The sequence below is a fragment of the Acinetobacter sp. YH12241 genome, from assembly GCF_013417535.1.
In the GTDB taxonomy this organism is placed as follows: domain Bacteria; phylum Pseudomonadota; class Gammaproteobacteria; order Pseudomonadales; family Moraxellaceae; genus Acinetobacter.
This window is the reverse complement of the sequence record NZ_VPDQ01000044.1, coordinates 1-14,309: the sequence shown is the minus strand read 5'-3', so window position 1 is coordinate 14,309 and position 14,309 is coordinate 1. Positions and strand designations below refer to the sequence as shown.

General features: G+C 41.3%; 14 protein-coding genes and 1 pseudogene. 9 read left to right on the top strand and 6 right to left on the bottom strand.

Annotation, left to right across the window (positions count from 1 at the left end):
- Positions 1 to 167 precede the first annotated feature (167 nt).
- Entirely contained in the window at positions 168 to 1,211 is a 1,044-nt protein-coding gene (locus tag FTV18_RS14700; RefSeq protein ID WP_180018679.1) for a nitronate monooxygenase family protein, read from the bottom strand.
- 208 nt (positions 1,212 to 1,419) lie between these two features.
- Between FTV18_RS14700 and FTV18_RS14695 the strand changes: the two genes are divergently transcribed.
- The 3 genes from FTV18_RS14695 (at position 1,420) to FTV18_RS14685 (ending at position 4,030) form a co-directional block, all read left to right on the top strand.
- Positions 1,420 to 2,679, top strand: a complete 1,260-nt coding sequence (locus tag FTV18_RS14695) for a putative DNA modification/repair radical SAM protein (RefSeq protein WP_159123756.1) — start codon at positions 1,420 to 1,422, stop codon at positions 2,677 to 2,679.
- Entirely contained in the window at positions 2,679 to 3,458 is a 780-nt protein-coding gene (locus FTV18_RS14690; RefSeq protein ID WP_180018677.1) for a TIGR03915 family putative DNA repair protein, read from the top strand. Before FTV18_RS14695 ends, FTV18_RS14690 begins: the two co-directional genes overlap by 1 nt.
- A 62-nt stretch (positions 3,459 to 3,520) precedes the next feature.
- A complete protein-coding gene (locus FTV18_RS14685; RefSeq protein WP_180018675.1) occupies positions 3,521 to 4,030 on the top strand; it encodes a hypothetical protein in 510 nt (169 codons plus the stop codon).
- Positions 4,031 to 4,075: 45 nt separating this feature from the next.
- On the opposite strand, the gene FTV18_RS14680 is transcribed toward FTV18_RS14685, so the two are convergent.
- The 3 genes from FTV18_RS14680 to metK all read right to left on the bottom strand — a co-directional run bounded on the left by FTV18_RS14680 (position 4,076) and on the right by metK (position 7,385).
- On the bottom strand, positions 4,076 to 5,287 hold the full coding sequence (locus tag FTV18_RS14680) for a YeeE/YedE family protein (protein ID WP_180018673.1): 1,212 nt from the start codon (positions 5,285 to 5,287) through the stop codon (positions 4,076 to 4,078).
- A 250-nt stretch (positions 5,288 to 5,537) separates the two neighbouring features.
- Positions 5,538 to 5,882, bottom strand: coding sequence for a hypothetical protein (locus tag FTV18_RS14675; protein ID WP_180013114.1), 345 nt, complete (start codon positions 5,880 to 5,882; stop codon positions 5,538 to 5,540).
- Positions 5,883 to 6,218: 336 nt separating this feature from the next.
- Positions 6,219 to 7,385 (bottom strand): methionine adenosyltransferase, encoded by a 1,167-nt coding sequence (gene metK, locus FTV18_RS14670; protein WP_004786281.1) that lies wholly within the window; start codon positions 7,383 to 7,385, stop codon positions 6,219 to 6,221.
- A 472-nt stretch (positions 7,386 to 7,857) separates the two neighbouring features.
- Between metK and FTV18_RS14665 the strand changes: the two genes are divergently transcribed.
- The 5 genes from FTV18_RS14665 (at position 7,858) to FTV18_RS14645 (ending at position 12,382) form a co-directional block, all read left to right on the top strand.
- Complete coding sequence (locus FTV18_RS14665) at positions 7,858 to 8,241, top strand: prepilin-type N-terminal cleavage/methylation domain-containing protein (RefSeq protein WP_159123753.1); 384 nt, start codon at positions 7,858 to 7,860, stop codon at positions 8,239 to 8,241.
- Between the two features lie 442 nt (positions 8,242 to 8,683).
- Complete coding sequence (tkt, locus tag FTV18_RS14660) at positions 8,684 to 10,672, top strand: transketolase (protein WP_180018671.1); 1,989 nt, start codon at positions 8,684 to 8,686, stop codon at positions 10,670 to 10,672.
- Positions 10,673 to 10,807: 135 nt separating this feature from the next.
- On the top strand, positions 10,808 to 11,023 hold the full coding sequence (locus tag FTV18_RS14655) for a hypothetical protein (RefSeq protein ID WP_004786275.1): 216 nt from the start codon (positions 10,808 to 10,810) through the stop codon (positions 11,021 to 11,023).
- Positions 11,024 to 11,205: 182 nt separating this feature from the next.
- On the top strand, positions 11,206 to 11,661 hold the full coding sequence (locus FTV18_RS14650) for a GNAT family N-acetyltransferase (protein ID WP_180018669.1): 456 nt from the start codon (positions 11,206 to 11,208) through the stop codon (positions 11,659 to 11,661).
- A 127-nt stretch (positions 11,662 to 11,788) separates the two neighbouring features.
- Positions 11,789 to 12,382, top strand: a complete 594-nt coding sequence (locus FTV18_RS14645; RefSeq protein ID WP_180018667.1) for a YceI family protein — start codon at positions 11,789 to 11,791, stop codon at positions 12,380 to 12,382.
- A 180-nt stretch (positions 12,383 to 12,562) separates the two neighbouring features.
- On the opposite strand, the gene FTV18_RS14640 is transcribed toward FTV18_RS14645, so the two are convergent.
- Positions 12,563 to 13,282, bottom strand: coding sequence for a glutamine amidotransferase (locus FTV18_RS14640; RefSeq protein ID WP_180018666.1), 720 nt, complete (start codon positions 13,280 to 13,282; stop codon positions 12,563 to 12,565).
- Between the two features lie 225 nt (positions 13,283 to 13,507).
- Here FTV18_RS14640 and yfcF point away from each other — a divergent pair, with 225 nt between their 5' ends.
- Complete coding sequence (gene yfcF / locus FTV18_RS14635; RefSeq protein WP_180018664.1) at positions 13,508 to 14,155, top strand: glutathione transferase; 648 nt, start codon at positions 13,508 to 13,510, stop codon at positions 14,153 to 14,155.
- A gap of 61 nt (positions 14,156 to 14,216) precedes the next feature.
- Here yfcF and FTV18_RS14630 read toward each other — a convergent pair.
- Positions 14,217 to 14,309 (bottom strand): annotated as a pseudogene (locus FTV18_RS14630) (IS1595 family transposase); the annotation flags it as partial.

The following is a 14,309-nucleotide window of genomic DNA, read 5'->3' as shown; positions in this document are numbered from 1 at the left end:
AAGTGAAGGTAGAGAATGTTGAAGAGTACAATCTAAATTTTCAGATAAAGTCATAAAAAAATGAGCGTATTGGCATACACTCATTTTTACTACATTTTTCTAATGTCTGCTTAACTGACTGGCATTATCTCCGTGGAGAGGTTTTTTATTTTAAAAATAAATTTTTTTTATTTCTGTTTCATTTCCAGCACTAACTGATTAATTAAATCAGAAGCTTCCATCTCACGAATTTGCGCCACATTCGAACCAGCCCAAAACGCGCCATAACCCTGATCACCATGTTTGGACGCTGCTGCATGTAACTGCTTGGCCAGATCATAAGTATATGGATAGGCAGGTACATCCAGACGATCAGGAGTGTCGATGTCTATATGCCAGTGATTAATGATGCCACGCGCTGGACGGCCGGAAATGCTGGCACTAACTTGAGTCAGCGGCTTGGACAGTAGCGCTTTACGATAGGCGTCATTGGCATTGGAAGATTTACACTGAACAAATGCCGTGCCTAATTGTACTGCTTCAGCGCCGAAGTCCATCATCTGACGTGCTTGTTCACCATTCATGATTCCGCCTGCAGCAACCACTGGCAATGAAAAATGCTGTTTTATTAACTTGACCAGATTAGAGGTTTTGACTGAGGCATCAAACTTGGTGCTAAAGATACCCCGGTGACCTCCAGCCTCAATACCTTGAGCAATGATGATATCAATCCCTGCCTCTTGAATGGCTTTCGCCTCAGCAAAATTGGTGGCAGATACCATCGTCAGAATACCGGCATCTTTTAGAGCCTGAATCTGGTGCGGAAGAGGAATACCAAAATGAAAGCTGACCGCACATGGTCTGGTTTCAAGAACCAGATTCAAGAAATCATCATTGTCTTTAAAACTTGGGTAAATACAGTGTAATTGAGTGGGTGGATTAATTCCGTATTCAGCAAATTTATCTTTAAACTGGTTAATCCAGGCTTGGGCTACGTTTTCATCAAGAGGCTGACTGTCATGACAGAAAAAGTTAACCTGAAACGGACAATCTGTAAGTTCCTGAGTTTTTAAAATCTGCTGGCGCGCAGACTCTACGCTGCTGGCTCCCAAGCCCAGCGAACCCAGACCACCTTGATTTGAAACTTCCGCTGCCAGTTCAGGTGTCGAAACGCCTGCCATAGGGGCCAAAAAAATAGGATGTTTTATTCCGAGTTTTTCTAATAAAGACATAGATTTGCTCCCTGTTACTCTATCTACTTTGCCTATAGCCGCAGAATTAAGCAAATCATATTGGTTATTTTATTTTGAAATAATGCTGTATGGATAACGGTTCAATTACATTTCTTACGACATGAGATGTCGCTATAAAGACAGGAAAGCTATAGTGCATAACGGGGAAAATTTATAATAGGTTTTTAGCCAACAACTTGCTGAAATCATGTCTGATCGTATCCGAGAAAAACTACAAATTTTAGCTGATGCTGCCAAATATGATGTGTCCTGTTCATCGAGTGGCAGTAACCGTAAAAATAAAGACAAAGGCTTGGGCAATACCGGAAATGGAATCTGTCATAGCTATACCGAAGATGGTCGCTGTGTCTCATTACTGAAAATACTGTTTTCAAATGTCTGCATTTTTGACTGTGCCTATTGTGTCTCTCGTCGTTCCAATGACGTAAAACGTGCTGCATTTACCGTGCAGGAAGTGGTCGATCTGACCATGAATTTTTATCGCCGTAATTATATTGAAGGGCTGTTTTTAAGTTCGGGAATTTTTAAATCAGCAGATTACACCATGGAGCGGATGTTGCAGGTGGTGAAAAAGCTGCGTCTTGAAGAAAATTTTAATGGTTATATTCATCTCAAAACCATTCCCGGAGCATCGCAGGAGATCATTACTGAAGCGGGTTTATATGTCGACCGGATGAGTATCAACCTGGAAATGCCAACCGAAGCAGGCTTGCAAAAGTTTGCTCCAGAGAAAACCCATACAGAAGTGCAAAAAGATCTGGGAATTGTACGGGATCGCTTAATCCAGTTGAAAGATGAACGTAAGATCATCAAATCCGTTCCCAAATTTGTTCCCGCAGGACAGACCACGCAAATGGTGGTCGGTGCGCATAGTGAAACGGACAAAGATATTATTTTGATGGCTGATCGGCACTACAAGGAATTTAAGCTGAAACGCGTGTATTTTTCTGGCTATATTCCGATTAATCCCGAAGAAAAAGCCTTACCTGCAATCGGCTCAGCGCCACCCTTATTAAGAGAAAATCGTCTATATCAGTCTGACTGGCTGATGCGCTTTTATGGTTTTGAAGCAGATGAAATTGTGGATGACCAGCATCCAAATCTGGATCTGGATATTGATCCAAAACTGAGCTGGGCTTTACGCCATCCGGAGGCCTTCCCGGTTGATATTAACCGAGCCGACTACAAGATAATATTACGCGTGCCTGGCATTGGAGTACGTTCTGCCAAAAAGATTGTACAGGCACGCCGTTTTGGTCAGATTCATATCGATCAACTAAAACGGATGGGCGTGGCGTATAACCGGGCGCAGCATTTTATTCGCTGTGCAGATACACCGAAATTTAAAAAGGAGCAGCAATCCCAGCAGATTCGCCAGCAGATTTTACAAGCGGGTCAGTCCAAATATCAGCAGCAACTGTCACCTCAACTGGGATTTGGTTTCTGATGGCACACTACTGTTTTGATGGCACCATGACCGGTTTATTAAGCTGTCTATTTCGGGCTTTTGAATTTAAAGAGTTTGATGTCAAAGTGACTGCCAATCCGCAGGCACAAAATGGCTTATTCGATGATTTTATTCATGTGGCCTCGAATGAAAGTCAGGGACAGCGGGTCTGGCAAGGCTTAAAACAGAAAGTATCATACAGCAGTTTAAAAGCCTTTTATTATGCCTTTCTTTCTGAAAAAGAACAGGCGTTTCAGAATCTGTTTGATTTTGCGGTCTATGTATTTCAAAACCAGTGGCCGGTTGATAAAGATTATGGCCATCATGCAGTCATTGGAATGTCACAATGGTGCAAACAGGTCGGGCGTGAAAAGCATCGTATGGAAGCTTTTGTCCGCTTCAAAAAGGCCAAAGATGGATTGTTTCTCAGTCTGGTCAAACCGGATTTTAATGTACTGCCGATTATTTCCCGACATTTTAAGGAACGTTACCAAGACCAGCGTTGGCTAATTTATGATGAGCAGCGCCAGTACGGCATCTATTACGATTTAGATGATGTACATCAGATAGAAATGAATGCAGAAATAGTTGATCCACAAATCCGGATTGGACATAGTCAGTCTTTTAGTATTGAACTGGATGATGAAGAAGTACTCTATGATCAGCTTTGGAAAGATTATTTTAAAAGCGTGAATATTCAGGCACGACAAAATATGAAACTGCATATCCAATATGTACCTAAGCGCTACTGGCGTTATATGAATGAGAAAGTACTTTAAATAAAATCTTCGCCCAGGTTTAAGGCATAATGACAGCTAATATTTAGATCGAGTGTATAGATATGAAGGTATGGCTGGCATCATTAGCTATGGTAACTGGATTGGCCGCATGTTCAGCAGAGCAACAGAAAGTAGCAGTAGATCCAGGTAAATATCAGGTTAAAAGTGCACAGGAATTACAGCAACGTTTTGATGATCTAAACAGTAAGTTGGCACAAGACTTTCAGCAATTTAAAAAAGTAGAAAGTATTGCCTTTTCTCATCAGCTGCCTTTGGATGTGAATAACCTGCAAACCTTGAATCAGCATCCTGTCAGCCGGACTGCGCTAAAATCCAGTAAAGTCGCCTATTGTGACATGATGAATGGCTATTTTGCCGAGATGTATCGCTTGGGACATTATAATCTGAATCTGATCGACAAGATCCAGTTACCTAAAGCCGAGAATGAAGACCTGAAATCCAATTTTGCATCTAGCGATCAGTTCTATACTTTTATTCTGGATCGTTATACGACTTATCGCCAAGTTCAACAGACCATGAATTATGGCTGTAACTTAAAAGCTGCGTTGTAAGTATTAAGCTATAAAAAAGCCCATCACAAAGATGGGCTTTTTTATTTAGCAACCAGTCAGTTTTTCTGGTTGAGGTTTCTCACCGGGGAAGAAAATTGGACGAAGTTTTACCCCAAGCCCATTTCCAATGAATGCGAAGACCAGCCATAACCAGCCATGTACACTGCCAGAAGCAATACCACTAAAATAGGCACCAATATTACAGCCATAAGCCAGACGAGCGCCGTAGCCAAGCATCAAACCGCCAATAACCGCAGCAACCAATGAACGTTTTGGAATATTGAAGTTCGGAGCAAATTTACCTGCCAGACTGGCAGCCAATAATGCACCAAGCATGATGCCAAAGTTCATCATAGACGTAATATCGAACCAGAGCGATTCAGATAAGGCTTTGGCATTGGCTGGTTGCTGCCAATACGCCCAAGAGGCTACATCAATTCCAACAAAACTTGCAGATTTCGCGGCCCAGACAGCAAGGGCAGAAGTAACCCCCCATGGACGACCAGCCAGCGCCAAAGTAGCAAAGTTAAGCAGGGTTAAAATGATTCCACCCCAGATTAATGGCCATGGACCACGCAAAAAGCGTTTCCAGCCCTGATGCTGGCTTTGAGGTTCAACTTCTAAATTGCCATGACGTTTCTTTTCAAAAAAGATAGTTGCAGTAGCAATAACAGCAAAAATGACAAAGCTCAAAACAAGTGCAGGAATGACACCAAAACTTTCTACAATGGAGATAGGTGCGAAATGAGGCAGGTTAAACCACCAGTCAATATGCGAAGTCGCAATCAGTGAGCCGGCACAGAAGAAGAACAGGGTTACCAGCATACGGGCACTACCACCACCAACGGTATAAAGTGTGCCTGATGCACAACCGCCACCGAGCTGCATGCCAATCCCGAAAATAAATGCCCCGATTACCACAGAAAGCGAAACCGGACTGACAAAGCCTTGAACTGGATTACCGAACAGTTCACCTGCGCCTAAAGCAGGAAAAAATAGCAATACAGCAAGACCCAGCATGATCATTTGGGCACGTAAGCCACGACCACGACGTTCTTTAATAAAGACGCGCCAGCTGGAGGTGAAACCAAACGAGGCATGATACAAGGTCATACCCAGTGCACCACCCACCAGAAATAATAGAGCCTGGTTCAGGCCCACGATGTGATAGGCACCGACAGTTCCTAATACAAGTAAAATAAAAGCCACCCAGACCGAGAGATTCGATCGCTGGGAAGACGCAGCAATAACAAACATGGGAGATCAAGTTTTAAAAATAAAGTCGCGTATATTACGCAATTTCTCACTAAAATGGGCTGATCTAGAATTTCTAAGAGCCAATTAAATATCCTGATAACTGATAATAATTATGACTTTAAATGATATAAGGTCGTGATTATTTCAGAAGATATCATTTTAATTAGAACAATCACCCGTCTAATAGTGAAACGTATAAAAAGTTTAAAAGCCTGCAAAGCAGGCTTTTAAAGATTGAAAGCTTTAAAAATTAATTTTCAGCTTTCTCACGTACTTTGCCTGCGCCTTCTTCAATAGCACCGGCAGTTGCAGCAGTCGCGTTTTTAGCGGCTTCAGCAGTTGCATCTGCTGCTCGAGAAGTCGCAGCGGCGGCTTCATCAGCGGCACGGGAAGCATTTGCAGCCGCATTATCCATGGCTTGGTCAGTTTCCTGAGAAGCCTCATGAGTGGCATCTTCCATATCATGGCCGGCTTGAGTAGCAGCATTTTCTAAATGCTCACCTGTAGTCGCGCCAGTCTCAGGCTGTTTTTCTTTACTACAACCCACCAGTGTTACGGTAGCAACTAAACCCAAAGCAACAAGTAATTTATTCATCGTGTCATATCCTTTGTAGTTGTAAGGTCGAAAACAGTCTAGCGAGTATTTATTTGAATTTATGCTAATAATTAGATCAGAATTTGTTCGCTAAATGTAATTTTTATAAAGGCTTATACAATTTTTGCTAGATATAAATTGTCTGATTATTTGAATGTATTTTCTTACAACCCTTATATGGATTGCTTCTCACTGCTTATAAAAAATAAGTTTATCCGTTTTAATATGAGTTTTAGATGTAACAAAACACAACTATTTCCAGCTCAATTTTTGTCAGGCTAAAAGTAGAAGCCATAAAAAAAGCCCGCATAAAGCGAGCTTTTAAAACTTGAAAACTTATAGACCAGCAGATGCTTTAAGTGCTTCGACTTTGTCAGTTTTTTCCCAAGTAAATGCAGTATCTGAACCTTCACGACCAAAGTGACCATAAGCCGCAGTCTGTTTATACATTGGCTGGATCAGGTTCAACATACGGGTAATACCATATGGACGCAGGTCAAAGTGCTCACGAACCAATTGAACGATCAATTCATCCGACACTTTGCCTGTATTGAAGGTATTGATTGAAATTGAAGTTGGCTCGGCAACACCAATTGCATAAGACACCTGAATTTCACATTTATCAGCAAGACCCGCAGCGACAATGTTTTTCGCAACATAACGGCCTGCATAAGCAGCAGAACGGTCAACTTTTGATGGATCTTTACCAGAGAATGCACCACCGCCGTGACGTGCCATACCGCCGTAAGTATCTACAATGATTTTACGGCCAGTCAGACCACAGTCACCTACAGGACCACCGATCACAAACATCCCGGTCGGATTGATGTGGAATTTGGTGTCTGCATGGAACATGTCGGCAGGAATGATTTTTTTCACGATTTCTTCAATCACAGCTTCTTTTAAATGAGCTTGTGAAATTTCAGGATCGTGTTGAGTTGAAAGCACAACAGCATCTAGACGAACAGGTACGCCATTTTCATAAGCGAAAGTCACCTGGCTTTTTGCATCTGGACGTAACCAAGGCAATGTACCGTTACGGCGTAATTCAGCCTGTTTTTCCATTAAACGGTGCGCATAAGAAATTGGCGCAGGCATGAGTACATCAGTTTCACGGCTGGCATAACCAAACATCAAGCCTTGGTCACCGGCACCTTGATCTTCAGGTTTCTGACGGTCTACACCCTGAGCAATTTCAGGAGACTGCTTACCGATCATGTTGATGATCGCACAAGTCGAACCATCAAAGCCAAGGTCAGAATGATGATAACCAATACTGTTAACGGTATGGCGGACAACCGCTTCAAAATCGATGTTCGCAGTTGTTGTGATTTCACCGGCAAGTACAACCGCACCTGTTTTTACAAGCGTTTCACAAGCAACCCGTGCGTATGGGTCTTCTTTTAAGATTGCATCCAAGATAGCATCACTGATTTGGTCAGCCATTTTATCTGGATGGCCTTCGCTTACAGATTCCGAAGTAAATACAGCGTACTCGCGCATAGTCCTATCACAGTTAAATTTAAAGACCCGATATGTTACATCGACTTGTGCTCTAGGACTAGCGCAACTCGACAAAATTGCACGAAATTGTTTCAAATTATTGTGCTTTTATTTGATTATTGGAATTAAAAAAACTGATATGCCTAATTAAACAGCAGGGCGGATTCATTTAATAAACTTAATAAATAGTCTGTGAATTGATAAAGGACGCTTATTAAGCAGTGATATTTCTAAACAAATTTGCATAACTAAATACTAAGAAAAATATAAAAATTAAAGTGCCTAAAATATCAAGGAAAGTGATCATTCTATTAATAAATTAAGAAGGGGGTATTGATCGTACGACAGACAGCCTTGCTGCAAATAGTCCGATTCTGCATAGTAGTTTCAAGTCTTCAGAAACCGCCTGTCAGGAAGTGGCGAAATCTTTTGGTATGGACTTGTTTAAAAGACTGTACGGAGATGGAAAAGCATGTATCAAAAGGCGTTTACCTTGATTGAAGTCATGATTGTACTCACAATTATTGCCATTCTGGCGACAGTAGCTGGCATGAGTTATCACAGTTATGTAGTGCGAAGCCAACTAGCGGAGGTTTTTGAGCAAGCGGGTAGCTATCGAACTCAATTTATTGCCTCTGATGGTCACTGTGATGCAGGCCGTCAAATTGGCAGCGGAACCCAATATATTGAAAAAGTCGTGATCAATGCAGCTTGCCGGATTGAATTTAAGCTACGGCAGGATGGGATAGATACGGCAATCCGTGGCAAATCCATCGCCTTTGATGTCTATGGCGGCAGTTGTTCTTCGAGCGATATCAGTCAGCGTTATTTACCTAAAGAGTGTCGAGGACAATGATTTTCGTGGTATCGACTAGCCTGATTGAACTTCAACCTTTATCTTTTCATGTCTGATGATCTTGGGCAGACATTAGATATTCACATATGCATTTTTATGGACTGGAAAAAGATCACTTATTTAAGTCTGGATCTTCTGTTTTGACTCCTAGCTGGAGGTATCCTGAAGAGGAATTCAACATATTGTAAAAGTTTAATTTATAAAAAATAGTTAAGAATAATCCCAGATTTATCATCTTATTAGAATTTAACTTAGACTCTAGTCAATCAATGCACCTTAAAAGTGCAGAATATTTATCCGATAGGTAAATACAAGATCAATAAATTGATAAATATTGTAGGCTAGTCTTTACCCCTCGCTGTTTTTTTAAGACAATAGACGGCAGTTTTGAAAGTCTTTTCATCATTTCCTATTTCTTCTGAATTTATTTGGACGCTGATTTATGACAACCCCGCTTAATGAACGTCGTATTGCAAACGCAATTCGTGTATTGGCAATGGATGCTGTGCAAAAAGCAAACTCAGGACATCCAGGTGCTCCAATGGGGATGGCAGATATCGCTGATGTGGTTTGGCGCGAATTCTTAAACCATAACCCAACAAATCCGAATTGGGCTAACCGTGACCGTTTCGTATTGTCGAATGGCCATGGCTCTATGCTTCAATACGCACTTCTTCATTTAACGGGCTATGATCTTTCAATTGAAGATCTTAAAGCATTCCGTCAACTTCATTCTAAAACTCCAGGTCACCCAGAATTGGGCTATGCACCGGGTATTGAAACAACCACTGGTCCTTTAGGCCAAGGTATCGCAAATGCTGTTGGTTTTGCACTGGCTGAAAAAACTTTAGCAGCGCAATTCAACAAGGAAGATATCAAAGTTGTAGATCACTACACTTACTGCTTCCTGGGCGATGGTTGCTTGATGGAAGGTGTTTCTCACGAAGCATGTTCTTTGGCAGGTACTTTAGGTCTGGGTAAGCTGATTGCTTACTATGATGACAACGGTATTTCGATTGACGGTGAAGTTGAAGGTTGGTTCTCTGACGATACAGAACAACGCTTCAAGTCTTATGGCTGGCAAGTGATCAAAGTTGACGGTCATGATGCTGATGCAATCCGTCAAGCCACTGTTGAAGCAAAAGCTGAAGCGAACAAACCAACCATCATCATGTGTAAAACAGTGATTGGTTTAGGTTCACCAAACAAACAGGGTAAAGAAGACTGTCACGGTGCTCCTTTAGGTAATGACGAAATCGTATTGACTCGTGAAGCTTTGGGTTGGTCAGATGAAGCGTTTGTCATTCCTGAGGATGTATACGCAGCTTGGGATGCCAAAGATAAAGGTTCACAAGCTGAAGCAGCATGGAATGAAACTTTTGCCGCTTATGCAGCAAAATATCCAACTGAAGCAGCTGAATTAAAACGTCGTCTTTCTGGTGATCTTCCAGCTGACTTTGTTGCAAAAGCGGATGCTTATATCGCTGAAGTAAATGTAAAAGAAGAAACCATTGCTACACGTAAAGCGAGCCAAAATACGTTACAAGCCCTTGTGCCTTCACTACCAGAAGTACTAGGTGGTTCTGCTGACCTTGCAGGTTCTAACCTGACACTTTGGAAAGGCGCGCAAGGCGTACAGGACAATCCAGCAGGTAACTATGTTCACTACGGTGTACGTGAATTTGGTATGACTGCGATTGCCAACGGTGTTGCACTGCATGGCGGTTTCATTCCTTATGTAGCAACATTCCTGATGTTTATGGAATATGCACGTAATGCAGTACGTATGTCTGCACTGATGAAACAACGTGTGATCCATGTATATACTCACGATTCAATCGGTCTGGGTGAAGATGGTCCTACACACCAGCCAATTGAACAAATCGCATCTTTACGTGGTACACCAAACCTGAATACATGGCGTCCATGCGACACTGTTGAAGCAGCGATTTCCTGGAAATCTGCTTTGATGCGTTCAGAAGGCCCAACAGCGTTAATCTTCTCTCGTCAAAACCTGCCATTCCAAACGCGTACTCAAGCACAAATTGAGAATGTAGCGAAAGGTGGTTATGTTCTGGCTGAAGAAAAAGGCGAATTGAAAGCGATCATCATTGCGACTGGTTCTGAAGTTTCTCTTGCAATGGAAGCTTATGCACAACTCGAAGGTGTACGTGTTGTATCTATGCCATGTGCTGAAGAGTTCGTGAAACAGGATGCTGCGTATCGTGAAGCGGTTCTTCCTTCAAATATTCGTGCACGTGTAGCGGTTGAAGCTGCACATGTAGATTACTGGTGGAAATTTGTAGGTCTGGATGGTCGTGTGATCGGCATGACCACTTATGGCGAATCTGCACCTGCTAAAGACCTGTTTAAACACTTCGGCATTACAACTGAAGCTGTTGTAACAGCTGTAAAAGAGATTACTGCTTAATCAACTGATTAAGTCGTTTTTTAAGGGCGCCCCAGTTTTGGGGCGTCTTTTGTTTTTCCGCTTTCTAGCCTTGTTTTCATGTGGCAACCGCTAAAAAGTGTTCTCCCATAATTGAAATGAAAGAGTGAGATAAACATGAGCTTGTATGAACAAATTAGTGATGAAATTACTTTAATGGATGCAGGCGAGCAGAAATGGATCGGGCAGGATCTACCCCTTGAAGCAATGGTTGCGGTTGAGCTATTACTTCAGGAAATGGCTGAAGAAAAAATCATTAAAGTACGTCGTAAGAACCATGAAAAGCATTCTGGTTTGAAACAGGTGGATCGTATTCTGGTTGAAAAACTTTAACAGAAAATACTAAAAGTCCCTGAATGGGGCTTTTTTTATGTCGGATGATTTCCTCTGACAGTTGCTTATGAACATTAGATGAGATAAATCTAAGTTCGTGCCATCATAAAAACCTAATGACTCATATCGTAAATAATTGACTTAAAGATAATTAAAGACATAAACCAAAGAAGTTACTCAATATGGAAATATCATCCCAGATCCAGATCAAATCTCTAGAGCAAATATCACAGCCCGAATGGCTATTTTTATGGCAAGACTATCAACGCTTTTATCAGACCCAAATTTCGGATGAGGTAAGTAAAAATACCTGGGATAAATTAACCAATTATGAGCTAGATTCAATGTACGGTTTTGCGGCGCTGATAGATGGAAAGGTCGTTGGGATTGTGCATGTCATCGAACATAACAGTAGCTGGACCATGCGTCCTTATGCCTATTTGCAGGATTTATTTGTTCATCCGGATTATCGCGGGCAGGGCGTAGCACGTGTACTGATTCAGCATATCTATGATGTAGCAAAGCAGCGTAATTGTGATCGGGTGTACTGGCTGACCCATGAATCGAACCATAAAGCCAGATTGCTCTATGATAAAGTGGCCAAAAAAACCGGATTTATCCAGTATCGTATGTCTTAAATGCTTAGATTTACACGAGAATTTACAATTTTATCGTTTCATAGTTGCAACAAAACGTTTTATCTTTAGGGATGTAAACGGTTCAAGATTCTATAAACTGAAGTTAATTCAGACGAGAGATAACAACATGAATTTGAAAACATTAACTTTAGGCTTGGTAGCCGCATCTATTGCAACTTTTAGCTTTGCAAAACCGGTGACTTATACAATTGATCCGAGTCATACTGCGACGGTATTTAGCTGGAACCATTTTGGGTTTTCTACGCCATCTGCAAACTTCAGTGACATCCAAGGCACCATTAATGTTGATAATGAAAAACCTGCGAATTCTTCGGTCAATGTGAACATCCCGGTTGCAAGCATTAATACGAATGTGAAAGCACTGGATGACCATATTAAGACAGCAGAATTTTTTGATGTTGCCAAATATCCGAATATTACTTTTAAAAGTACTAAAGTTCAGGCTTTAGGCAAAAACAAATATAAAATCACCGGCAACTTAACCGTGAAAGATGTCACTAAACCTGTGGTACTGGATGCGGTGTTAAATAAACAGGGTGAACATCCGATGGCAAAAGTTCCGGCAATTGGTTTTAATGCCACAACATCATTTGACCGTTCTGCATTCGGCTTAGGCGCGAATGTTCCGCATGTGAGTGACAAGATTACTGTTCAGATCACCACTGAAGCGACCATTCCGGCAGAACCTGCAAAGAAATAAGATTTATTTCCATTCTGCATAAAAAGAAAAAAGCACCTTTATAAAGGTGCTTTTTTCTTGGGCCAATAGATGAGTTATGAATCAGAATTGGCATTTATCTGAAACTAAAAAATCTTAGCTATGATTCCATTAATCTATTTTGCAAACTTTTAATCATAAATATTTATCCAGTACCTTTGATCAAGATACTAGTTTTAACTGAGTCAGATATTGCTCTAGGACAGATTTAGAAGTGCTTTCCAGTGCAGGCGCAAATTGAAGATTGGCTGCCCGAAGAACTGGGATATTAATTTTAGCTTGACGTAATTCAGAGGTATGACCAACTAGCCATTTTTCCAAGCTATCGCCAGCGACTTCAGGATGAAATTGCAGAGCCAGAATATTTGATCCTATCCGGAAAGCCTGATTTGGATAGAGATTGGAACTGGCTAATAATTCAGCCTGTTTAGGCAGATCAAAAGTATCGCCATGCCAATGTAGCACTTCAATATTTTCCAAGGCTTGTAGTGGATTATTCTCAGTGGCTGGAAGACTAAGTTTAGACCAGCCAATTTCTTTGCTATGTCCTGCATAGACTTTAGCACCGAGTGCATGAGCCATGAGTTGAGCACCCAGACAAATACCTAAAGTGGGTAAATTCTTTTCTAAACGCACTTTAAGTAAGTCTATTTCTTGTTGTAAGAAAGGGTAGTCCTCCGTTTCATAAACACCAATTGGACCCCCTAAAATAATTGTCAGACCTTTATATTCATACGCTTTACGCAGGTCATCAATACCGGCTTCAAAATAGCGAACACGTAATCCCAACTGATAAAATACATCTTCCCAGGCACCTAGGTCTTCAAAAGCCAGATGTTGAATGGCATATACGGTATCGGGGAAGTGATCAAGGTTCAGCATAGCAGTCAGGTCTAAATGGAAAATATTTATTTAACGTTATTCTGCAAAAAATTAGAAGTCTTTTTAATCCGGTGATTTAGCCTTAGGTAGGTGATTCATCCGAATCGGCAATCCTATGTAAGACTATAACTCCGCTTTGTATCAATATGCAGCGATATTTTCCTTTTCTATAAAAAAGGCGTTAGAGTAGAAAGCAGTGGATAATCATAAGAGGCAGGATAAGAAATGCACAATATCTGCTTATATGTCGATAAAAAACGTATCAGTCCTTATGCCATGTCGGTTTATGTGGCTCTAAAAGAGAAAGGACTCAACTTTCAGGAAAAAATGATCGATCTGGATCTGCTGGAACAGCAATCTTTGGCTTATCGTAAAATTTGTCCGAGTGGCAAAGTTCCTTGTCTGATCATTGATGATTTTCATTTATTTGAATCGTGGGCGATTACTGAATACCTGGAAGATGCTTTTCCGGCACCGGATTATCCTGCTTTATATCCTGCAGAGATGAAAGCCAGAGCAAAATGTCGCGCCGTTCAGGCTTTGATTAAAACTGATTTTTCCTCTATCCGGCAGGATATGCCCTCAACTTCGATCTTTGTTCCACCTAAAAGGCCTTTAATCGCATCGGCTGAAACCATGCAGGATATTCAGCGCTTACTGGCAATCACAGAAATTTTAGTTGAAGAGTTGTGGCTCACCGAACGATGGTCAATTGCAGACTTTGATCTAGCCTTTATGCTGCATCGTCTGCTTAGTCATGATGTTGAGCTTCCCGAAAAGATTCAGGCCTATATCCAGCGTAATTTTCAGCGATCTTCAGTGCAGTCCTGGATTTTGGAAAATGAAAAATTGAGGACTCATGCTGAGTTTTGATTCTATGTCCGGTAGAGAGGTTAATTTAATAGGCTCTAGACTAGCAGATTTACACTTAATTTTACCTAATGAGGTTCCACAGCTCAGTTGCTAACTCATTAGGTTCCCTCATCCAACGCCATTCAGTTTCTTTAAGATGATAATCAAAGTACTC

Coding starts and splice junctions, on each gene's coding strand:
- FTV18_RS14700 (WP_180018679.1), bottom strand. CDS start 1,211: ATGTCTTTATTAGAAAAACTCGGAATAAAACATCCTATTTTTTTGGCC.
- FTV18_RS14695 (WP_159123756.1), top strand. CDS start 1,420: ATGTCTGATCGTATCCGAGAAAAACTACAAATTTTAGCTGATGCTGCC.
- FTV18_RS14690 (WP_180018677.1), top strand. CDS start 2,679: ATGGCACACTACTGTTTTGATGGCACCATGACCGGTTTATTAAGCTGT.
- FTV18_RS14685 (WP_180018675.1), top strand. CDS start 3,521: ATGAAGGTATGGCTGGCATCATTAGCTATGGTAACTGGATTGGCCGCA.
- FTV18_RS14680 (WP_180018673.1), bottom strand. CDS start 5,287: ATGTTTGTTATTGCTGCGTCTTCCCAGCGATCGAATCTCTCGGTCTGG.
- FTV18_RS14675 (WP_180013114.1), bottom strand. CDS start 5,882: ATGAATAAATTACTTGTTGCTTTGGGTTTAGTTGCTACCGTAACACTG.
- metK (WP_004786281.1), bottom strand. CDS start 7,385: ATGCGCGAGTACGCTGTATTTACTTCGGAATCTGTAAGCGAAGGCCAT.
- FTV18_RS14665 (WP_159123753.1), top strand. CDS start 7,858: ATGTATCAAAAGGCGTTTACCTTGATTGAAGTCATGATTGTACTCACA.
- tkt (WP_180018671.1), top strand. CDS start 8,684: ATGACAACCCCGCTTAATGAACGTCGTATTGCAAACGCAATTCGTGTA.
- FTV18_RS14655 (WP_004786275.1), top strand. CDS start 10,808: ATGAGCTTGTATGAACAAATTAGTGATGAAATTACTTTAATGGATGCA.
- FTV18_RS14650 (WP_180018669.1), top strand. CDS start 11,206: ATGGAAATATCATCCCAGATCCAGATCAAATCTCTAGAGCAAATATCA.
- FTV18_RS14645 (WP_180018667.1), top strand. CDS start 11,789: ATGAATTTGAAAACATTAACTTTAGGCTTGGTAGCCGCATCTATTGCA.
- FTV18_RS14640 (WP_180018666.1), bottom strand. CDS start 13,282: ATGCTGAACCTTGATCACTTCCCCGATACCGTATATGCCATTCAACAT.
- yfcF (WP_180018664.1), top strand. CDS start 13,508: ATGCACAATATCTGCTTATATGTCGATAAAAAACGTATCAGTCCTTAT.